At 60.9% G+C, this 19,569-nt stretch carries 19 protein-coding genes; 12 read left to right on the top strand and 7 right to left on the bottom strand.

All coding sequences use genetic code 11. The annotated features are described in order from the left end of the window. Window positions 1–162 precede the first annotated feature (162 nt). Both HGP12_RS04100 and HGP12_RS33910 read left to right on the top strand, forming a co-directional pair. Complete coding sequence (locus tag HGP12_RS04100; RefSeq protein ID WP_168838486.1) at window positions 163–1,056, top strand: DMT family transporter; 894 nt, start codon at window positions 163–165, stop codon at window positions 1,054–1,056. Between the two features lie 38 nt (window positions 1,057–1,094). After that, a complete protein-coding gene (locus tag HGP12_RS33910) occupies window positions 1,095–1,313 on the top strand; it encodes a DUF6500 family protein (protein ID WP_312862853.1) in 219 nt (72 codons plus the stop codon). A gap of 210 nt (window positions 1,314–1,523) precedes the next feature. Here HGP12_RS33910 and HGP12_RS04090 read toward each other — a convergent pair whose 3' ends face one another. The 4 genes from HGP12_RS04090 to HGP12_RS04075 all read right to left on the bottom strand — a co-directional run bounded on the left by HGP12_RS04090 (window position 1,524) and on the right by HGP12_RS04075 (window position 6,659). Beyond that, window positions 1,524–3,176, bottom strand: a complete 1,653-nt coding sequence (locus tag HGP12_RS04090) for a DEAD/DEAH box helicase (RefSeq protein WP_168838488.1) — start codon at window positions 3,174–3,176, stop codon at window positions 1,524–1,526. A gap of 511 nt (window positions 3,177–3,687) precedes the next feature. Next, a complete protein-coding gene (locus tag HGP12_RS04085; protein WP_168838489.1) occupies window positions 3,688–4,191 on the bottom strand; it encodes a DUF1772 domain-containing protein in 504 nt (167 codons plus the stop codon). Further along, the gene (locus HGP12_RS04080) at window positions 4,188–4,841 is read right to left on the bottom strand and encodes a TetR/AcrR family transcriptional regulator (RefSeq protein WP_168838490.1); all 654 of its coding nucleotides are present in this window, start codon (window positions 4,839–4,841) and stop codon (window positions 4,188–4,190) included. Before HGP12_RS04080 ends, HGP12_RS04085 begins: the two co-directional genes overlap by 4 nt. A 231-nt stretch (window positions 4,842–5,072) precedes the next feature. Continuing rightward, window positions 5,073–6,659 carry a trimethylamine methyltransferase family protein gene (locus HGP12_RS04075; protein WP_168838491.1) on the bottom strand — a complete coding sequence of 529 codons (1,587 nt, stop codon included), beginning with the start codon at window positions 6,657–6,659 and terminating at the stop codon, window positions 5,073–5,075. Window positions 6,660–6,875: 216 nt separating this feature from the next. Here HGP12_RS04075 and HGP12_RS04070 point away from each other — a divergent pair, with 216 nt between their 5' ends. Next, window positions 6,876–10,124 (top strand): response regulator, encoded by a 3,249-nt coding sequence (locus tag HGP12_RS04070; RefSeq protein WP_168838492.1) that lies wholly within the window; start codon window positions 6,876–6,878, stop codon window positions 10,122–10,124. 67 nt (window positions 10,125–10,191) lie between these two features. Here the strand turns inward: HGP12_RS04070 and HGP12_RS04065 are convergent, their stop codons facing one another. Continuing rightward, window positions 10,192–11,019, bottom strand: a complete 828-nt coding sequence (locus tag HGP12_RS04065) for an oxidoreductase (protein WP_168838493.1) — start codon at window positions 11,017–11,019, stop codon at window positions 10,192–10,194. Window positions 11,020–11,096: 77 nt separating this feature from the next. On the opposite strand from HGP12_RS04065, the gene HGP12_RS04060 reads away from it, so the two are divergent. After that, complete coding sequence (locus HGP12_RS04060) at window positions 11,097–12,026, top strand: AraC family transcriptional regulator (protein ID WP_168838494.1); 930 nt, start codon at window positions 11,097–11,099, stop codon at window positions 12,024–12,026. Window positions 12,027–12,068: 42 nt separating this feature from the next. On the opposite strand, the gene mnmD is transcribed toward HGP12_RS04060, so the two are convergent. Continuing rightward, the gene (mnmD, locus tag HGP12_RS04055; protein ID WP_168838495.1) at window positions 12,069–12,803 is read right to left on the bottom strand and encodes a tRNA (5-methylaminomethyl-2-thiouridine)(34)-methyltransferase MnmD; all 735 of its coding nucleotides are present in this window, start codon (window positions 12,801–12,803) and stop codon (window positions 12,069–12,071) included. On the opposite strand from mnmD, the gene HGP12_RS04050 reads away from it, so the two are divergent. The 8 genes from HGP12_RS04050 to HGP12_RS04015 all read left to right on the top strand — a co-directional run bounded on the left by HGP12_RS04050 (window position 12,802) and on the right by HGP12_RS04015 (window position 18,351). Beyond that, complete coding sequence (locus tag HGP12_RS04050; RefSeq protein ID WP_168838496.1) at window positions 12,802–13,986, top strand: NAD(P)/FAD-dependent oxidoreductase; 1,185 nt, start codon at window positions 12,802–12,804, stop codon at window positions 13,984–13,986. The two genes, mnmD and HGP12_RS04050, sit on opposite strands and share 2 nt — an antisense overlap. A gap of 102 nt (window positions 13,987–14,088) precedes the next feature. Beyond that, window positions 14,089–14,796: a DUF1045 domain-containing protein gene (locus HGP12_RS04045; protein ID WP_168838497.1), complete on the top strand. Its 708-nt coding sequence runs from the start codon at window positions 14,089–14,091 to the stop codon at window positions 14,794–14,796. A 105-nt stretch (window positions 14,797–14,901) separates the two neighbouring features. Continuing rightward, window positions 14,902–15,825, top strand: coding sequence for an allantoinase PuuE (gene puuE / locus HGP12_RS04040; protein WP_168838498.1), 924 nt, complete (start codon window positions 14,902–14,904; stop codon window positions 15,823–15,825). A 1-nt stretch (window position 15,826) separates the two neighbouring features. Beyond that, window positions 15,827–16,324: a 2-oxo-4-hydroxy-4-carboxy-5-ureidoimidazoline decarboxylase gene (uraD, locus tag HGP12_RS04035; protein WP_168838499.1), complete on the top strand. Its 498-nt coding sequence runs from the start codon at window positions 15,827–15,829 to the stop codon at window positions 16,322–16,324. Window positions 16,325–16,383: 59 nt separating this feature from the next. After that, window positions 16,384–16,746, top strand: a complete 363-nt coding sequence (locus tag HGP12_RS04030; protein ID WP_168838500.1) for a DUF86 domain-containing protein — start codon at window positions 16,384–16,386, stop codon at window positions 16,744–16,746. 7 nt (window positions 16,747–16,753) lie between these two features. Further along, complete coding sequence (locus HGP12_RS04025) at window positions 16,754–17,254, top strand: ureidoglycolate lyase (protein ID WP_168838501.1); 501 nt, start codon at window positions 16,754–16,756, stop codon at window positions 17,252–17,254. Next, window positions 17,251–17,607 carry a hydroxyisourate hydrolase gene (gene uraH, locus HGP12_RS04020; RefSeq protein WP_168838502.1) on the top strand — a complete coding sequence of 119 codons (357 nt, stop codon included), beginning with the start codon at window positions 17,251–17,253 and terminating at the stop codon, window positions 17,605–17,607. Before HGP12_RS04025 ends, uraH begins: the two co-directional genes overlap by 4 nt. 3 nt (window positions 17,608–17,610) lie before the next feature. Further along, entirely contained in the window at window positions 17,611–18,351 is a 741-nt protein-coding gene (locus HGP12_RS04015) for a metallophosphoesterase (RefSeq protein ID WP_168838503.1), read from the top strand. 48 nt (window positions 18,352–18,399) lie between these two features. Here HGP12_RS04015 and HGP12_RS04010 read toward each other — a convergent pair whose 3' ends face one another. Further along, window positions 18,400–19,539, bottom strand: coding sequence for an alpha-hydroxy acid oxidase (locus HGP12_RS04010; RefSeq protein WP_168838504.1), 1,140 nt, complete (start codon window positions 19,537–19,539; stop codon window positions 18,400–18,402). Window positions 19,540–19,569: the final 30 nt, after the last annotated feature.

Genomic DNA, 19,569 nt, shown 5'->3' with positions numbered 1-19,569 from the left:
CGATGGCTCGCCGGACGTGAAGAAAAATTGATTGCTGTTTTCAGCAGATCGATTTTGACCGCTCCGCCGCCATCGGCTATCAGCCTTCAACCTCTCCGCGCGACACTCCGAGTTCGACCAGGATTCCGGCTCCGAAGCGCCAAACATATCGGTCCGATTTCTATGTCCCTCGATAAACTCGCGCCGGTGATTTTCGTCTTTCTCTGGTCCACCGGCTGGATCGTTGCCAAGTACGCCTCGCTGCATGCCGGCCCGTTCACCTTCCTGATGATCCGCTACAGCCTGTCGGCGCTTGCCTTCGTGCTGGTCTGTTCGGTCACGGGTGCCCGCTGGCCGCGCGACTGGTCCAGCGTGTTTCGGGCCATCTATTCCGGTATTTTCCTGCACGGCATCTATCTGGGCGGTCTCTGGTGGGCGATCGCCGAGGGCGTGCCGGCCGGCATCTCCGGCGTCATCGCGGCGCTGCAACCGCTGATGACCGCTATGGCCGCGCCGTTCCTCGTCAGCGAGCGGCTGCAGCCGATCCAGAAGGTCGGCCTGCTGCTCGGTTTCTTCGGCATTGCTATTGCGATTTCGCCGAAGCTCCTGACGACGGATACGGCCAATCTCTGGCAGTCTGCGCTGCCGCTGGTGGTCAATCTGCTCGCGATGGTGTCTGTGACTTACGGCACGCTCTACCAGAAGCGTCACCTGCAGACCGGCGATCTGCGCACCATCGCAACATTGCAATATGTCGGCGCATTGATCGTCACCGTGCCACTTGCCTTCCTGTTTGAAGGTCTGCGTTTCGACGGCACGCATGAGGTCATTCTCGCAATGCTCTGGTCGGTCTTCGGTCTGTCGATGGGAGCCGTCGGCCTGCTGCTCTATCTCATCCGGAGAGGGCAGGTGTCGCGCGCGGCATCGCTGATCTATCTGATGCCGCCAGCCGTCGCCATCGAAGCGGCGATCGCCTTTGGCGAACCGTTGACGCTGCCGATCATCATAGGCACCGTCATCGTCGTGATTGGTGTCTATCTCACCAACCGGCGCGCGGCGGATGTGGTGCCGGAATAATATCGGCGCACTTCTATTGTTAAAGGAGGATCAGTCCCGTGAGGCCAAGTCTCAGGTTGAAAGCGATCTCAGTCTGCAATGACAAGATCGAGAAGAAGGGAGACGCCGTCGGGCTGTCGTTCTATGCATTTTTCGCCAACAGGAATGATGATCCTACCCTGCTCATGGAAGCGACCGAGTGGTGGATCAAAACGCATTGTTTGGATCACTTCGAAAAAGCAGTCAAAATTCGGGATATGATTCAATCCGGAAAGTAGGCTGTGGTCGGTAATTGAGGCAACTCTGAAATGGTGACGACAACTGCAAAATTTTGTGAGGAACGACTTTTTCTTAAAAGCTGACGCGCTGTTACCGCTAAAAGCGATCACATAACGTCGAGTTTCGCGACGGATTTTTGCGGCGATAATTATTCCACATTTCAGTTTGGGATGGGGGCCAGGTAAACCGGCCCCCATCCCGATTTTATATCAGGCGCGTTCGCGACGCTGACCACCGTTGCCGGGACCGCGGCGCTTCATGCCGCCGTTGCCGCGGTCGTGGCGCTGTTCGCCCTGAGCATTCTGGCCACGGTCTTCATGGCGACCCGAGGGGCGGCCGTGAGCATGACGGCCACCGCGATGGGCGCCGGCTTCGTGGGCTGCGCCATTGGCGTTTGCCGGGCCGTTGTGGTGCGGCTTCTTGGCTGGACGGAAATCGGACGTCGAAGCGAGATCATTGTCCACTTCCGGGCGCGGCGTGCGTTCGTCGCGGCGCTGGCCACGGAAGTCGGCATTGCGATTGTTTTCGCGCTGCGGACGACGTTCCTGGCGTTCGCCATTGTGGGCGCGGGATTCGCCGGCTTCACCTTCGCGAAGAGGGCGACGGGCCGGGCGAGCAGGGCGGCCTTCGGCACGTCCCTGGCCTACGCCACCGCGACCTTGGCCTTGACCACCACGGGGTTGACCACCGCCACGGTTGTTGTTGCCACGGGCCGGACGGCCGCGATCGGCCGGAGCCTCGCCGCTGGCAACGGCAATCTCGATGCCCATCAGGCGCTCGATGTCGCGCAGCAGGCGGATTTCGTCCGGAGCGCAGAAGGCGATGGCAATGCCGTCTCGACCGGCGCGCGCGGTGCGGCCGATACGGTGGACATAGGCATCCGGCACTTCCGGCAGGTCGTAATTGTAGACATGCGAAACGCCGGGGATGTCGATGCCGCGCGCGGCAACGTCTGTCGCGACGAGAACGCGGATTTCGCCGTCACGGAAGCCCTTGAGGGCGCGCTCGCGCTGACCCTGGCTCTTGTTGCCGTGGATGGAGGCGGCGGCAAAGCCGACGTGTTCGAGATGCTTCATCAGCTTCTCGGCACCATGCTTGGTGCGCAGAAAGACCATGGCGCGGCCATCCGGATTGGCGGAAATCGTTTCTTTCAGGATCTCGGTCTTATGGTTCTGGCCGGAAACGAAGTGGACATGCTGCTCCACCTTGTCGGCGGCTTTGCCCGGAGGCGAGACTTCGACCTTGACCGGGTTGGTCAGATAGTCGGCGGCGAGGTCAGCGATCGCCTTCGGCATGGTGGCTGAAAACAGCATGGTCTGGCGCTTGGCCGGGACCATTTTCGAGATCTTGCGCAGATCGTGGATGAAGCCGAGATCGAGCATCTGGTCGGCTTCGTCGAGGATGAGGTAGCTGACCTGGCCGAGCGACAGGGCGCGGCGGTTGATGAGATCAAGCAGGCGGCCGGGGGTAGCAACCAGAATGTCGGTGCCGCGCTCGAGCTGCAGCTGCTGCTTGTTGATCGAAGCGCCGCCGACCACGACATTGATCCTCAGCGCCGTCTTGCGGACGAAGAGCTTGAGGTTGTCGGCGATCTGGTTGACCAGTTCGCGGGTGGGGGCGAGAATCAAGGTGCGGACGGTGCGGTTGTCCGGACGCTTGGCGTCCTTCAACAGCATTTCGATGATCGGCAGGCCGAAGGCGGCCGTCTTGCCGGTGCCGGTCTGTGCGAGGCCGATGAGATCGCGGCCCTCAAGAACGAGCGGGATCGCCTGCGCCTGAATCGGCGTCGGTATGGCGAAGTTATTCTGCGACAGCGTATCGACAATCTGCTTGGAGAGGCCAAGCGAGTGAAAATCGGTCAATTCAATACCTTTCGGGGCGCCAAAGCAAATAGGCCGGGTCGCACCATGCGGTCCGGTCTGTCTCTGGCGTCAAGAACCCCGCGTGAAGTGGGAACTTGTAAGTTGGAAATAGCTTTCCAGCGCATCCGGCCGCAGCGTTGGGCGCGGCCTCATTAACAAAAGCGCTTTTGTCCTTCTCCTGCGTACAAATTGTCCCGCATGGCACGCTCACGCGGCGGCCGGAAGGTGAAAGCTGTCGCGGATTTGGTCTTAATTGCCGCGAATGTCAAGGGGTATGGGCAAAAAGCTTTTCAACAGGCGGCCGAAAATGCCGCCGGAAATCCGGCGGCACCGATAAAGCGGACCGGGTTGTCCAGCCCCACGTAATCGTCAACCGCTTCCGGCAGAACTAGCAATTGCGAGCGGTCTGTTCAGAGAGATAGGCCATGCCAAAATATACCACAGCCGCCTATACGCCGGAATTCTCACTGGAGTTTTGAGGCGATCTCTCTAGGATTTACCCGACAGACGATCATGCCGTCCTTGGGTTCAATATAAAGATGGCGATGCCGGTCAGTGCCAGCGTGAGGCCGCTGACGATCGTGCGGACCGTGTTCCAGAACTGCCACGGCCCCGAATAGTTTTCCCAGATGCGTCGCGCCTCGGCTGCATCCTGCGGAATGACGACGGCAGCGAGCGCTTCGTTCATCGGGACGTTTACGGTCATGGTGAGGATCACGCCGCCGGACAGGTAAAGCAGGCCGGCGATCGCGAAGATCAGGCTTGCGGCTTTCAACCGGCAGAACCAGGCGAACATTGCGGTCGCGATGAGGACGAAGGGCGTCGCGAAGAACGCCGGCGCGAACACCGTGTTTCGCACTGATGCGTTCATGGCCTGCATCGCACCGATCGCAAGCGCCGGATCGGCTGCATCGAGCCCCCACATCGTCGAACAGATCCACGCATAGAAGAAGCCGAAGATCGCGCCGCTCGACAGCAGCGACAGGAGGGAAAACGCGTAAAGAGCCGGAATCATCTCGAAGGTTTCCTGTCGGCGGACGGCAGGGGACGTTCGCTGTCGGCGGGCGCGTGGAGCTGGAGGAACAGGGCCATGGCCTCGCTCGCCCGTCGCTCGATTTCCGAACGCGGCAGCTCGTCCAGGGTGCAGATGACGCGGCGAACCTGAAGGTCGCCGATCAGCAGGCGAAAATAGATGTCGGCGGCCTCGGTCGGGTCGCCGCAGGCGATGAGGCCGGATCGGCTCGCGGCTTGCAGTAGGTCGCGAAGCAAAGGCGCTATGGCGTCGCGTCCGAATTGGGCGATCGCCGGGCCGAGCGTCCTCGTGTCGCTGACGTCGCCGGCCGCCGCGCGATTTAGCACAATGGCCTTGTCGCCCGTCACGAGAGACAGGAGGATGGGACCGAGCGCGGCCAGCGTATCGAGCGGATCGCTTTTCCCTTGAAGGGCGGCCGCCAGCAGCTCTTTGGCCTCTCTGGCGTTGGATTCGATCAACGATCGAAACAGGGCCTGCTTGTTGCCGTACCAGTTGTAGAGCGTTTCATTGGAAACCGATGCGCGCCGGGCGATCGCAAGCAGGGACGTGGCCTTGTACCCGGATTCCTTGAGCACCGCATAAGCGGCTTCTTCTATCCGTTCGCGCCGAGCGATCTGCTTGGGTGTAGCCACTATACCTACCTCGTTGACAAAATCGTACAGAAATATACGGTTTTGTCAACGAGGTATGGTCGAAGGAAGGATCGGCGGAACGGCGGCTGTCGCGCAACTCCTACAGACCATCCGAAAACCCGAGCAGTAATTCCGAAGGTTAGCTTGCGCCTGGGTTTTCGGACGGTCTGAATGAGGTCCGCGACATTAAATTTCGTTCATGATTTCAGGCGTAAAGCCTTTGATTTTCAACTAGAAATCGGTGGGAACGCCACCTTCCTCCTTGCGCTTGGCGACGAAAGCGTCGAGCTCTTCCTCCACCGCCGGATCGAGCGGCGGTTTTTCATAGCGGGCGAGCGTTTCTTTGAAGACGCGGTTGGCGTGATCGTAGGTCGTGGGCCGTCCTGCTTCCGTCCAGGTCTCGTAGTTGCGCCAGTCGGAGAGGATCGGCGAATAGAATGCGGTTTCATAGCGGGCGAGCGTGTGCGCGGTGCCGAAATAGTGGCCACCGGGGCCGACATCGCGCACGGCGTCGAGCGCCAGCGCGTCGCTGCTGACATCGAGCGGCGTCAGGAATTCGGCGACCATCTGCAGCATGTCGACGTCGAGGATGAATTTCTCGAAGGAGGCGGTGAGGCCGCCTTCGCTCCAGCCGGCCGCATGCAGTACGAAATTGCCGCCTCCCTGGGTCAAGGCCCAGAGGGAAAGGGCCGATTCATAGGCGGCTTGTGCGTCGAGCGTGTTGGAGGCGTTGGTGTTCGAGGTGCGGTAGGGGATGCCGTAGCGGCGGGCGAGTTGGCCGCCGCAGATCACGGCCTTCATGTATTCCGGCGTGCCGAAAGCGGGTGCACCCGTCTTCATGTCGACATTCGAGGTAAAGCCGCCATACATGACCGGCGCGCCCTTGCGCACCATCTGCGTGAAGGCGATGCCGCAAAGCGCTTCGGCGTTCTGCTGCACCACCGCGCCGGCAATCGTCACCGGCGCCATCGCGCCCGCCAGGGTGAACGGGGTGACCACCACCACCTGGCCGCGCGACGACATTTCGATGATGCCCTGCAGCATCGGCCCGTCAAGGCGCAACGGTGACGAGGAGTTGATGATGGTGAAGAGCGAAGGTTCGTGGTCCATTTGCGCCATGCTGATGCCGCGGCCGATGCGGGCGATCTCGATCGCGTCGAGATTGCGCTGCTGGCCGAGCGAATAGCAGTGGAAGGCCTTGTCGGTAAGCTTCACGATATCGGAGAGGCAATCGAGATGGCGCACCGAGGGATGGATATCGATGGGCTCGACCGGATAGCCGCCGGTCATATGGATGACGTCGTAGGACTGGGCGAGCTTGATGAGCTTGCGGAAATCCTCCTGATTTCCGGCTCTCCGGCCGCCTTCGCGGTCGGCTACGAAGGGGGCGGACGCGACCTGCGCGAAAACGAGATTACGGCCGCCGATCTCAACGTTTCTTAGCGGATTGCGGGCGTGCAGGGTGAAGGTCGAGGGGGCGGAGGCAATCAGCTCCATGATCAAGTCGCGGTCGAAGCGGACGCGCTCCTTTCCCGGCGTGACATCGGCGCCGGCGGCCTTCATGCGCTCGCGCGCTTCCGGCAGGATGATGTCCATGCCGATCTCTTCAAGGATGGTCAGCGACGCCTCGTGAATATCGTCCAAGGCCTCGGGCGACAGGAGTTCCGTGCGAGCGAGATTATTCACCAGATTGAGGTACTTCGTGCCGCTCGGCTTGCGGCTGCGCTCGGCCCCGCGCCCTCCGGCCCGCCGCCGCCGTTCGCCCGTCGCTGTCGCGGCCTGTGCTTCGTTCAAGGTCAGGCTTGCTTCGTCGCTCATGGCGCTCGCTCCCAATGATCCGTTGACGGATTCTTGGCAGAGTTTGCCTCGGCGTGCCGCCGTCGTTTGCGACCAAGACATGGCCGTTATAGGATAGTGCGTGGTCTGAACGCGACGCCGCCCGACTGGTTAAACATGGTTAACACCTTATTAAATCGATCCGTGTTAGAGCGTTGTTTCACGAACTATCATGCGCGGTGAGAAGAGGGGCTCCGTTTGACCCTGGACGGTGAACTGCTTGACATAGCGTGCCGCCGGATCGCCAATCTGGACAGGCCCGCCTACATCAAGAACAGCGAGCTTCGGTACGTCGCCGTCAACGATGCCTATGCGCGTTTTTTCGGCCGCGATATTTCCGATTTCATCGGCAACCGCAGCCAGGATCTTCTCGATGCCAACGAGAGTGCCGACAGGGAGGACAAGGAGCGTCGCGCCCTTGTCTTCGGTTCGGAAGAGGTCGCGCTGTGCTTCGATGCGTCGGGCCGCCAACGTTCTCTCGTGGAAATCGAGAGCTTTTCCCCATCGGAAGACCGTGTCTACATATTCGGGGTGTTCCTTGCCGCACCAGCCGTTGTGCGCGATGCTTCCACGGACGGGGCAGTGCGAAGGGAGGCCGATGAAGCCGGCTTTTTCCGCAGCATTCTGGAGGGCCTGCCGGTTGCCACCTTCGTGCGCGATTCCGGCCATCGCCTGATTTATGCCAATACGGCCCATGCCGACATTACCGGCCTCGATCGTGACGAAATGCTCGGAAAGACCGAGCATGAAATGTTCGACGCCGGCGCCGACGACTTCTTCGTGGAAAACGAAGCCGTGCTGCAGGAGGGGCGCAGGCATGAATTCGAAAGCGAAATCGTCGACCGACAGCAGGTGAAGCATCCGGTAAAGATTTGCCTCAACCGAACGACGACGGCGGAGGGCAAGCATTATGCCGTGGGTTCGGTCACCGATACATCTGTGCTGAAGCAGCGTGAGATGCAGCTTATTGAGGCGCAGGCTCGTGCCGAAGCGCTGCACCAGGATCTCGACAACATCCTCCGCTCGATGCCGATCGGTGTCCTTATCCATAACGGCGACCATATCGTCGAATACGTCAACGATGCCTTCTACGACATCTGGGAATATTCAAGGGACGAGCGCTTCGGAGGCCGCCCCTATCGCGATATCATCGCCAAGCACTACGAGCTGGCACGCTTCGGCGCCGATGGCCGCAGCATCGACGATATATATCAGGCGTGGCTGGCCAAGCTGCGCAAGGGCGGCGAGCATCTGCAGACGGAAGTAAATTTTGCCGACGGCAAATCCGTCATCATCGACGCGCGCCAGATTTCCAATGGCCGGACATTGATGTCCTACACGGATATTTCTTCCGTGAAGCAGCAATCCAGGGAGATTACCGAGACCCGGCTGGCGCTGGAGCATCTCGGCGAGTTGATGGCTGATGCCATGCAGGCGATGTCGCAAGGCCTGCTGATCGTCCAGGATGGCGCGATCCTGCTGGCCAACGATCGGCTGAAGGACATGCTGAAACTTCCGGCCGAGCTTCTAGAGGTAGGCAGGGACTGGTCCGCGGCATTCGACTATTGCGCGGAACGCGGCGACTTTGGCAATGGTTCCGGGGGTCTGCGGGAATCATGGGCGGAGAGCGTTGCGGCGGGCAAGCCGATCTCCTGCGTATTCCAGGTCGTCGGCGACCGCTGGATACAGCTTGGCGCCGCGATCGGCGAGCAGCGCCGCTGGACGGTGGTGTTCACCGATGTCACCGAGATGAAGGAACGCGAGGCGGACCTACAGCTGCTGCTGGCGCGCAGCAATGCGGCAGACCGGGCGAAATCCGAATTCCTGACCCATATGAGCCACGAAATCCGCACGCCGATGAACGGGGTGCTCGGCATGGCCGAGCTGCTGGGCAAAACAGATCTCGATCCGAGGCAAAAGACCTTCGTCGATATCATCGTCAAGTCGGGCAATGCATTGCTGACCATCATCAACGACATTCTCGATTTCTCGCGCATCGACACCGGCGATATGAATCTGCGCAAGATGGCATTCGACCCCGCTGAAGCTGTCGAAGACATAGCGACGCTGCTGGCCGCCGCCGCATCGGAGAAGAATATCGAGCTGATGGTGCGCATCGCTCCCGGCGTGCCGGCGGCGATGCTCGGCGATGCCGGCCGTTTCCGCCAGATCGTGACCAATCTCGTCGGCAATGCGATCAAGTTCACCGAACGCGGCCACGTGCTGGTGGAACTGGACAGCCAGTCCGCGCCGGACGACAATATATTGCTCATGCTCCGCATCGAAGATACCGGGATCGGCATACCGGACGAGAAGCTCGATACGATCTTCGACAAATTCTCGTTGGCGGATTCTTCCTTTGCGCGGCGCCTCGATGGATCGGGCCTTGGCCTTGCCATTACGGCGGGTCTCGTCGATCTTTTCGGCGGTTCGCTCTCGGTCGAAAGCGAATGGGGCAAGGGATCGGTTTTCACGGTCCATCTGCCCATGCCGCTGGTCGCGTCGCGTGGCAAGGTTCCGGAGCTGCCGGCCAACGTAAAGCGAGCCGGGATCCTGATCGTGGAAGACGACGAGATCCATCGGCGCATATTGACTGAGCAATTGGCGCGATGGGGTTTCGACAGCCACGCGGCAGAGGACGGAAAGACCGCGCTTGCCATTTTGGATGCCGCTTTCGACATGGGCGTATCGGTCGACGCGATCATCGTCGACTACGGCATGCCCGCCATGAGCGGTTATCAGATCGCAAGCGCCGTGCGCGCCGATCCACGTTTCGACGCGCTGCCGATCGTATTTCTGACCTCGATGGGCGTCGCCGGTCGCGACAAGGATTTCACCGCCGTCAATGGCCAGGCGCATCTCATGAAACCCGTGCGTGCCAATGTGCTGCGCAACACGATCATCGACGTCGTGCGCGCGTCGCGGCGCAAGAACGCGGGCGAGCAGCCGGGCTCCATCGCCCGGCCGTTGCCGATAGAGGCTGAGGCCGCAGCCGCGATCGAAGCCGCCGACCGGATGACGCGTGCTAGACCTGGTAACGCCATCGACGTTCTCGTCGCCGAGGATAACGAGGTGAACCAGATCGTCTTCACGCAGATCCTGCAGGCGACCGGACTTCGCTTCCTTGTCGTGGAGAACGGCCAGGCGGCGGTGGACGCTTGGCGTCAATTGCGGCCGTCGCTGATCCTGATGGATGTTTCCATGCCAGTCATGAACGGTCATCAGGCGACGCGCATGATCCGGCAATTCGAGGCGCAAATCGAGCAGGGATGGCATGTGCCCATCATCGGGGTAACGGCACAGGCGTTGGATGTCGATCGCATCGCATGCATGCAGGCTGGTATGGACGACTGCCTGTCGAAACCGATCAGCCCCGAACTTCTCGAGGCGAAGATCCAGCGCTATCTCGGTGACGCCGTTTTCCAGGCCGATCGTTCCAACAGCTAGAGTTGAGATCGATGGACTGAGCCCAAGGCCGGGATGACGCTTACAGCCATTGCGCTGGTCGGCGCTCTCAGCCATCGGTCGAAACGGTAACGGATTTCCATGCCTTGATCTCCTGTTTGAGGCGCTCGATCCTGTCCGTCACAAATCCAAGGGCATCGCTGCCGAGCAGGAGTTGCGGTGGAGGTGCGTCGGACTCGAGCAGGTCCAATACGGCGGCTGCAAGCTTGTCCGGATCGCCGAGCTGCTTGCCGCTTTTGGCATGCCGAGCCTGCCGGATCGGATCGAACAACGCGTCGTAATCCGCGATCGAGCGCTTAGTCCGGATCATCGAACGTCCCGCCCAGTCCGTCCGGAAGGAGCCGGGGCATAAAGCGGTCACTCGAACGCCGAACGGCGCCATCTCCGCGCCCATGACTTCCGAAATGCCCTGAAGGGCGAACTTGCTTCCGCAGTAATAGGCGATGCCGGGCATGGTGATCATGCCGCCCATCGAGGTCACGTTGACGATGAACCCGCTCCGCCTTTCGCGAAAGCGCGGCAGGAAGGCTTTGGCGACCGCGACGGCGCCGAAGACGTTCACGTCGAATTGACGCCGCATCTCCTCGAGGGACGACTCTTCGAGAATTCCCTCGTGGCCGTAGCCGGCATTGTTGATCAGCACGTCGACCGGCCCATGGTCCTCTTCGGCTTGCTGAACGATATCGGCTATCCGGTCGAAGTCCGTCACATCGCACAGGACGGAGCGCGTCGCCGGCAGGCGTTCCGCAAAAGCAGCCCGCGACTGTTCCGAGCGGACGGTGCCGATAACTTTATGGCCTTGGCTGCTCGCGGCCGCTGCGATTGCGAAGCCGAAGCCGGAGTTCGCGCCGGTGATGAAGAAGGTTTTTCGTGACATGATTGGCGTTCTCTTCTTGATTGGTGAGTGTCACTGACTAATAATCTTCAAAAGTGTCGCCAGCGATTGTGAAAACTATGAATAGCTTGCCAAATCCTATGAAGATGGAGAGTGAGAGGCGCCGGGAGCTGGTGGAGTTGGCGGGGATTCTTTCCCCTCGCCAGGGATACAATCCGACCGGGCTTGCCGGCGTGCGCATTCTCAGAACCGAAGCGATCCTTCACGACGTCCCGGTGCTCTACAAGCCGGGTGCGGTATTCGTGTTGCAAGGCCGAAAGCAGGGCATGCTTGAAGGCGAGGTCTATCTCTATGATGAGGAGCATTATCTGGCTGTTTCGGTCCCCGTTCCGTTCCGCATGGAATCCTCGGCCAGCGCAGAACGTCCCCTGCTTGCGGTCTACGTCGAGTTCGACATGCTTCTGGCTGCGGAGATCGTCTCGGAAGTGGGGATGAGACGTTCCGAGCCGAAAGCCGGCAAGGTGCGAAGTCTGGTATCGAGCAGAATGGAGCCGGTTATCGAGGATGTCGTGCTGCGTTTGCTGCGCGCGCTGTGTGATCCCGTCGAGCTCGCGGTCATGGGGACGGGCATCCTGCGCGAGCTGCATTACCGGGTGCTCGTCGGCCTGCAGGGCGGCGCGATGATCTCAGCCCTGCAGCAGCGGGGCACCTCTGGGAGGATCGTGCGAAGCCTGGCCCGGTTGCGCGAGACCTACAGCTCCGAGATTTCGGTCGCCGCGCTGGCGCACGAGGCAGGCATGAGCGTTCCCTCCTACCACGCCCGTTTCAAGGCCCTGACGGGCAGCAGTCCGATACAGTATCTGAAGGCGATGCGGCTGCACGAGGCGCGGCTGATGCTCGCGCGCCAGGACAAGACGATCGCGGAGGTCGCGACATCGGTCGGCTACGCCAGTCCCGCCCAGTTCAGCCGCGACTTCAAGCGACACTTTCGGCGTACGGCATCGGAAGAGGCCAATTGGGTTCGCCGGCATCTTGGCGAGCTGGCTTGATCCCCCGCGGTCATCGTCCGGTTTGAGAAACGGGCCTCGGCCTCAGTCCGGCTTGATTCCGCAGAGCATTTCACGCTTGCCGGCAAAACCCTGCCGTCGCTCGACGACGAAGCCCGCGGCCTGCAGGTTTCGGCGCACGAAACCGGCAGCCGCGTAGGTGGCGAAGGTGCCGTTCGGAACCGTCTTGTCGTAAAGCGCCTGCATCAGCTCCAACGACCACATGTCGGCATTGCGCGAGGGTGCGAAGCCGTCAAGATACCAGGCATCGAAGCCTGGCTGCGCATCGCTCACGCCTTCGAGCGCCTGGCCGCAAACGATGGTCAGGCGCGTGTGGGCGTCAAGCCGCAGCGATACCGAGCCTTGCGGATCGTCCGGCCAGACGGCGACGAGGGCCTGACGTTCTATGTCGATCTCGGGCCAGTGCGACAACGCGCGGTCGATCTCATCCGCACGCATGGGATAAAGTTCGAACGACATGAAATGCAGTTCCGAGCCCGGTGTCGCCTGCTGTCGCCATTGGCGCCACGTCTCGCAAAAGTTCAGGCCGGTGCCGAAACCGAGCTCGCCGATGAGGAGGTTTTGCTGCTTCTGCCAGCGGGCGGGCAGGCCATTGCCGGCCAGGAAGACGTGGCCGCATTCCAGCCGGCCGTCGGTCTGGCAATAAAAATGGTCGCCAAAAGCCGTCGAATAGGGCATATCGCCGTCGCGCCATTCGAGCTCCGGGCTTGCCGCACTGGTTTCGGACGCCTCAGTCCGATCGGAAACTGGATCTGTCATGGAAAGAGCCGATAATCCCACACGGCCCGTCGGTCAATCATCCGTCGATCTGTTGATCGTCGGCGGCGGGATCATGGGCCTGTGGGCGGCCGTCCATGCCGAGCGCCTCGGCATTCAGGCCCTGCTCGTCGAAGCCGGCTATTTCGGGCAAGGGGCGAGTGGCGGCCTGCTCGGCGCGCTGATGCCGCATATGCCGGACAAATGGTCTGACAAGAAGCAGTTTCAATTCGATGCGCTGGTCTCCTTGGAGGAGGAAATCGCAGCATTGGAGGCGGGGACCGGGCTTTCGGCGGGCTACCGTCGCGCCGGCCGGCTGATCCCGCTGCCGAAGCCGCATCTCAGGCAGATCGCGCTTGGTCATTCGCGGGATGCTGAAGCGCATTGGCGTAAGGATGAACGTGAATTTCACTGGCATGTGCTCGACGCTGCGCCCATTCCAGGCTGGATCGATCCTACCGCCGGCGAAAGCGGTTTCGTCTTCGATACGCTTGCTGCGCGGGTTGCTCCACGTGCCTTGCTGAATGTGCTTCAGAGATTTCTTGCCGGAGCCCAGCATGTGCGGCTTGCCGAGGGGCTGAGCGTCGAAGGCATCGATCCTGAGAAGGCCGTGGCGACCACGAACGAGGGCGATATCCGGTTTGGACGCTGCATTCTTGCCGCCGGCTATCGGTCGTTTCCAATCCTCGACGGGCTGACGGAAGGCCGCAAATCCTCACTTGGCCAACCGGTCAAGGGGCAGGCGGCTATGCTCAAGGCCGATATCGACGGCGGCTTCCCGGTTATCTTCCGGGATGGCCTCTACATCGTTCCGCATGAAAATGGATTGGTCGCGGTCGGCAGCACGAGCGAGAATCGTTTCGGCGACCCGCTGTCGACCGATGGGCAGCTTGACGATCTTCTGGCTGCGGCCCGTGCCTTGGCGCCGATGTTGGCCGGCGCGGAGGTGATGGAACGCTGGGCCGGACTGCGGCCGAAGGCGGTCGATCGCGATCCGATGGTGGGCGTACACCCCGACCATCCCTCGCTGATTGCATTGACCGGCGGCTTCAAGGTGAGCTTTGGACTGGCGCATCGGCTGGCCGAGGCGGCGGTACGGGAGGCGGCGGATATGCCTTGTAGCTTCAAGTTGCCGCAGAGTTTCACTTTAGCAAGTCATATTTCAGTCATATCACATAAAACGTGAATTCACGCCCCTTTCGGGTCGTCAATCTGTCACGCAAATCACCTATCTCCTTGGCCGTTAGCCCTTGCCGGTCAGCCGGTTTATCGTGCCTTGGAGGAATTTATGCGTTACGCCATTTGCTTCACGCCGTCCGCGAGCGATCCGCTGACGCTTGTGGCGGCAAATTGGCTCGGCCGCAATGTCTATTCCGGCGAGATGGTCGACCCGCCCGCGGTCCGCGGGCTCGGCATCCACGAGATCGCCTTCTATACCGCCGTTCCCCGTCGCTATGGTTTCATGGGCTTGCTGAAGGCGCCCTTCCGGCTGGCGGAGAATATGTCCGAGGCCGCACTGTTGCGCGATCTCATGCGGTTTTCCGGCTCGGTCGCGCCTTTTGAAATTCCACGGCTGGAGGTCGCGCGCCTCGGCGGTGCGCTGGGCCTCGTCGCGTCCGCACCCAGCCAGCAGATGCATTTCCTGGCGGCATCCCTGGTCCAGGCTTTCGACCAATATCGCGCGCCATTGACCGAAGCGGAGATCGAGCGCATCGATCCGGACGGCCTTTCGGCGGCGCAGTTCGCCAATTTGCACCGCTGGGGCCATCCGCACGTGATGGACGAATTCCGCTTTCAGATGATGCTGACCGGCACTGTCGGCCCGGCTGATCTGCAGCGCATGGAGCGGGCATTGCGCGACTTCTTCGAGCCGGCGCTTGCCGCGCCGGTTCCCGTATCCAACATCGCGCTGATGATGGAAGACGGTTCCGGCGGCCCCTTCCGCGTGCATTCCTTGCATCCGATGGGAAAGGTCAGCGCCCGGAAGATCGCCTAGGATAGCGCGACGGGCTTACCATTGAAGAGAAAGTGATTTTCCCACTTTCCGTCTCGACTTTCGCTGTGTGGGTGCTACCGTCCGCTGATCAGAGAAGGTGCTTCAATGTCGGAAAACTACTCCCGCAATCTCATCGGCTATGGCCGCAATACACCGGATCCGAAGTGGCCCGGCGATGCACGCATCGCGGTGCAGTTCGTGATCAACTACGAAGAGGGTGGGGAAAGCTGCATTCTCGATGGTGATGCGGCCTCTGAAAACCTGCTCTCCGAGATCGTTGGGGCGGCACCCTGGCCGAACCAGCGCAATCTCAATATGGAATCGATCTACGAATACGGCGCGCGTGCCGGCTTTTGGCGGCTGTGGCGCATGTTCACAGAGCTCAAGGTGCGGGCGACCGTCTATGGCGTGACGCTTGCGATGGCGCGCAATCCGGAAGCGGTTGCGGCTATGAAGGAAGCCGGCTGGGAGATCGCCAGCCACGGCTATCGCTGGCTGGAATACAAGGATTTTTCGGAGGATCTGGAGCGCAAGCATATTCTCGAGGCCGTGCGGCTGCACACCGAACTGACCGGCGAGCGGCCTTACGGCATGTATCAGGGCAAGCCATCGGACAATACGCTGCGGCTGGTCATGGAGGAGGGCGGCTTCCTCTATTCCTCCGATTCCTATGCCGACGATCTGCCCTTCTGGGTCGACGGCTTGAACGGCAAGCCGTTCCTGATCATCCCCTATACGCTCGAAACCAACGATATGCGCTTTGCCACACCGCAGGGCTTCAATTCCGGCGACCAGTTCTTCACCTATCTCAAGGATGCCTTCGACACGCTTTATGAAGAAGGCAAACAGGGTAGCCCGAAGATGATGTCCGTGGGCTTGCATTGCCGCCTGGTCGGCCGTCCGGGCCGGGCTGCGGCCCTGCGGCGCTTTATCGAATATGTGCAGAAGCACGACAAGGTCTGGATCCCGAAGCGTATCGAGATCGCCAACCACTGGCATCAGAATCATACGCCGGGGGGCGAGCGCTGACATGATATCGCGAGCCGATTTTATCGGCCGTTTCGGCGGCGTCTTCGAGCATTCTCCCTTCATTGCCGAGCGCGCCTACGACGCTGGTACCATCGCCGAACCGCTGACCTCGGGCGGCGTGCATGCCGCTTTGGTGAGGGGCTTCCGCGCTGCCAGCGAGCAGGAGCGGCTTGGCGTGTTGCGAGCCCATCCGGACCTTGCGGGCCGGCTGGCGGTTGCCGGAGAATTGACCGAGGACAGCCGCAAGGAGCAGGCCGGCGCCGGGCTCGATCGGCTGAGCCCCGCGGAGCATGCGCGGTTCACCGAACTCAATGCCGCCTATGTGACGAAATTCGGCTTTCCCTTCATCATTGCGGTCAAAGGGCTTGGCAAGGACGATATCCTCGCTGCCTTCGAAACGCGGGTCGACAATGGCCGGGATGCGGAATTTGCGGCCGCCGCGGCCCAGGTTGAAAAGATCGCTTTGCTGCGGCTGCAATCCATGTTTCCCGAGGGCTGATAGCGAGCTGTTTCCACGCCGCTCATGACTTAGTATTTCACAAACTGGGGCTGTGTCATATGAGCTTGGATCGGCTAATCGCCCACCTTGATTACATGCAGCGGGCCGTGTCCGAGGCAGGTCAGTTCCTTCGTGGAATTGATCAAGGCGCATTTTTCAAGAATGTCGAGAAGCAGCGCGCCGTCGGTATGACTCTCCTGATGATCGGCGAGGCGGCCGCGCGCATTGCGGAGGAATATCCGGAGTTTGTCGTTGACCATCCGGAGCTGCCTTGGCATGAGATGCACGACTTCAGGAGCAGAATTGCGCAGGGTTATTTCGACATCGAGCTGACGGTCCTGTGGGACATCGCGCAAAAATCTCTTCCGGAATTGTTCTCACAACTGGATTCCATTCGCCGTTGGCGGGCGGAAGGCGAATGATCATAGAATGACACAGCATCTTGAAATTCACCCACTAACGAAGGCCGCGTTCGCTCCTTTCGGCGATGTGATCGAGGCCGATCCGGCAACCATGCGGTTCATCAATGGCGGCACGACGGAGCGCTTCCATGCGCTGTCGGCTGCCGAAGCCATCGGCGACGGGGCACGGGTTATCCTGAACCTGTTTCGCGGTCAGCCGCGCGCCTTCCCCTTCTCGATCGAGATGATGGAGCGCCACCCTTTCGGCAGCCAGTGTTTCGTGCCGCTGAAAAGCCGGCCGTTTCTCGTGGTCGTCGCGCAGGATGAGGGCGGCAGGCCCGGCAGGCCGCAGGTCTTCCTGGCCCGGGGCGATCAGGGCGTGAACTATCGGGTCAATGCCTGGCATTATCCGCTGATGGCACTCGGCGAGCAGAGCGATTTCCTTGTTGTCGATCGTGATGGGCCGGGAAATAATCTAGAGGAATATTTCTTCGAAACGCCCTACATCATCGGAGCGCCAGCGCTATGACCGGATTGACCACCCATGTGCTCGACACCGCCCTCGGCAAGCCGGCCGAAGGCCTGGTGATCGATCTTTTCAGGATCGAGGGCGATGCGCGCACGCATCTGAAGACGGTCACGACCAATGCCGACGGACGTGTGGACGGCGGCCCCATCCTGATCGGCGACAGCTTCGTTGCCGGCACCTACGAACTGCTGTTTCGGGCCGGAGACTATCTTCGTGCCAACGGCGCCAAGCTGCCGGAGCCGGCGTTTCTCGACCTCGTGCCGATCCGCTTCGGCATTGCCGATACAACGGCGCATTACCATGTGCCGCTGCTGATTTCGCCCTATGGCTATTCCACCTATCGAGGGAGCTGAGACTTGCGTTTTGCTGCGATCGCGGACATTCACGGCAATCATCTGGCGCTCGAGGCGGTACTGGACGATATCCGCAAGCAGGGCGTCACCGAGATCGTCAATCTCGGCGATTGCTTCAGCGGGCCGCTGACGGCTGGCAAGGCCGCCGATATGTTGCTGGAACTGAATGCGCTGACGGTGTGCGGCAATCATGATCGGTATCTGATCGAGCAGGCGCCGGAGGCCATGCATGTTTCGGACAAGGCGGCTTACGACGAATTGACCGAACGCCATCTGGAATGGCTGCGCCGCCTGCCGTTCAGTACGACCTATCGGAACGAAGCCTATCTTTGCCACGCCACGCCGACCGACGACAATGTCTATTGGCTCGAATCCGTCTCACCGGACGGTTATGTCTATCTGAAGCCGCTGGAGGAGATCGAAGCGCTTGCCGTCGGTGTCGATTTTCGGCTGATCCTGTGCGGGCATACTCATATTCCGCGAGCCGTCCGTCTCTCAGGCGGCCGCCTAATCGTCAATCCCGGCAGCGTCGGCTGCCCGGCCTATGACGATGTTCTGCCCTATCATCACAAGGTGGAAGCCGGCCATCCCTTCGCCTCCTACGCCATTCTGAAAAAGACAGGCGATAACTGGCTGCCGGTCTTCCGGCAGGTGGCCTACGATCACATGGCAATGGCGAAGCTCGCGGCTGAGAATGACCGTACGGAGTGGGCAAGCGGCTTGGCAACGGGCTGGCTGCGTTAGAGCACGTCGCGCAAAAATGTGCAGCGCTTTTGCGGCAACGACTGCGCTTTAAAGATCAGCCAGGATCGATCGATCTACCGCTTTGATATCCCGCTTGCCGCACAGCGCCATGGAGATATCCAACTCCTTACGGATGATCTCGAGCGCGAGCGTTACGCCTTCCTTGCCCATGGCGCCCAGACCATAAAGGAAAGGGCGGCCGATGTAGGTGCCCTTGGCGCCGAGTGCAATGGCCTTGAGCACGTCCTGGCCGGAACGGATGCCGCCATCCATATGCACCTCGATCTTATCACCCACCGCATCGACGATCCGTGGCAGCATGCTGATGGAGGAATGAGCGCCGTCGAGCTGGCGGCCGCCATGGTTGGAGACGATGATGGCGTCGGCGCCGGTATCGACGGCCGCCTTCGCATCCTCAGCGTCGAGAATGCCCTTGATGATCAGCGGGCCGCCCCATTGCTCCTTGATCCAGCCGACATCGCTCCAGGAGAGCTTGGGGTCGAATTGCGAATGCGTCCAGTGCGACAGCGTCGTCATGTCGGAAATATCCTTGGCGTGACCGATGATGTTGCCGAAGGAATGGCGCTTCGTCTTCAGCATATTCATACACCAGCCTGGTCGCGTAGCCATCTGCCAGAGATTTTTCACGGTCATTTTCGGCGGTGCCGACAATCCGTTGCGGATGTCGTTGTGGCGCTGGCCGAGGATCTGCAGGTCGGCCGTCAGCACCAGCGCCGAGCATTTCGCCGCCTTGGCGCGGTGGATCAGGTTCAGGACGAAATCGCGGTCCTTCATGACATAGAGCTGGAACCAGAAGGGTTGCTTCGTTACCGAGGCGATATCCTCGATCGAACATATGCTCATCGTCGACAGCGTGAAGGGAATACCGAATTCCTCCGCCGCGCGCGCCGCCAGCATCTCGCCATCGGCATGCTGCATGCCGGTGAGACCGGTCGGCGCCAGGGCGACCGGCATGGAGACTTTCTGGCCGACCATGCTGGTTGCCAGCGACCGGTCGGACATGTCGACGAGAACGCGCTGACGCAGCTTGATCCTGGCGAAATCCGCCTCGTTCGCCTGATAGGTCGATTCCGTCCACGAACCGGAATCGGCATATTGGAAGAACATTTTCGGCACGCGCCGCCGAGCGAGCTTCTTCAGTTCTGCGATGGTAAGCGGCGCGGTCATGGCTGTCTGCCCTCTGGACGGTTACATGGC

The sequence above is a fragment of the Rhizobium sp. P28RR-XV genome, assembly GCF_012641385.1.
Classification (GTDB): domain Bacteria; phylum Pseudomonadota; class Alphaproteobacteria; order Rhizobiales; family Rhizobiaceae; genus Rhizobium.
Note: the sequence above shows the minus strand (reverse complement) of the source record. Positions and strands in the feature narration are given on the sequence as shown.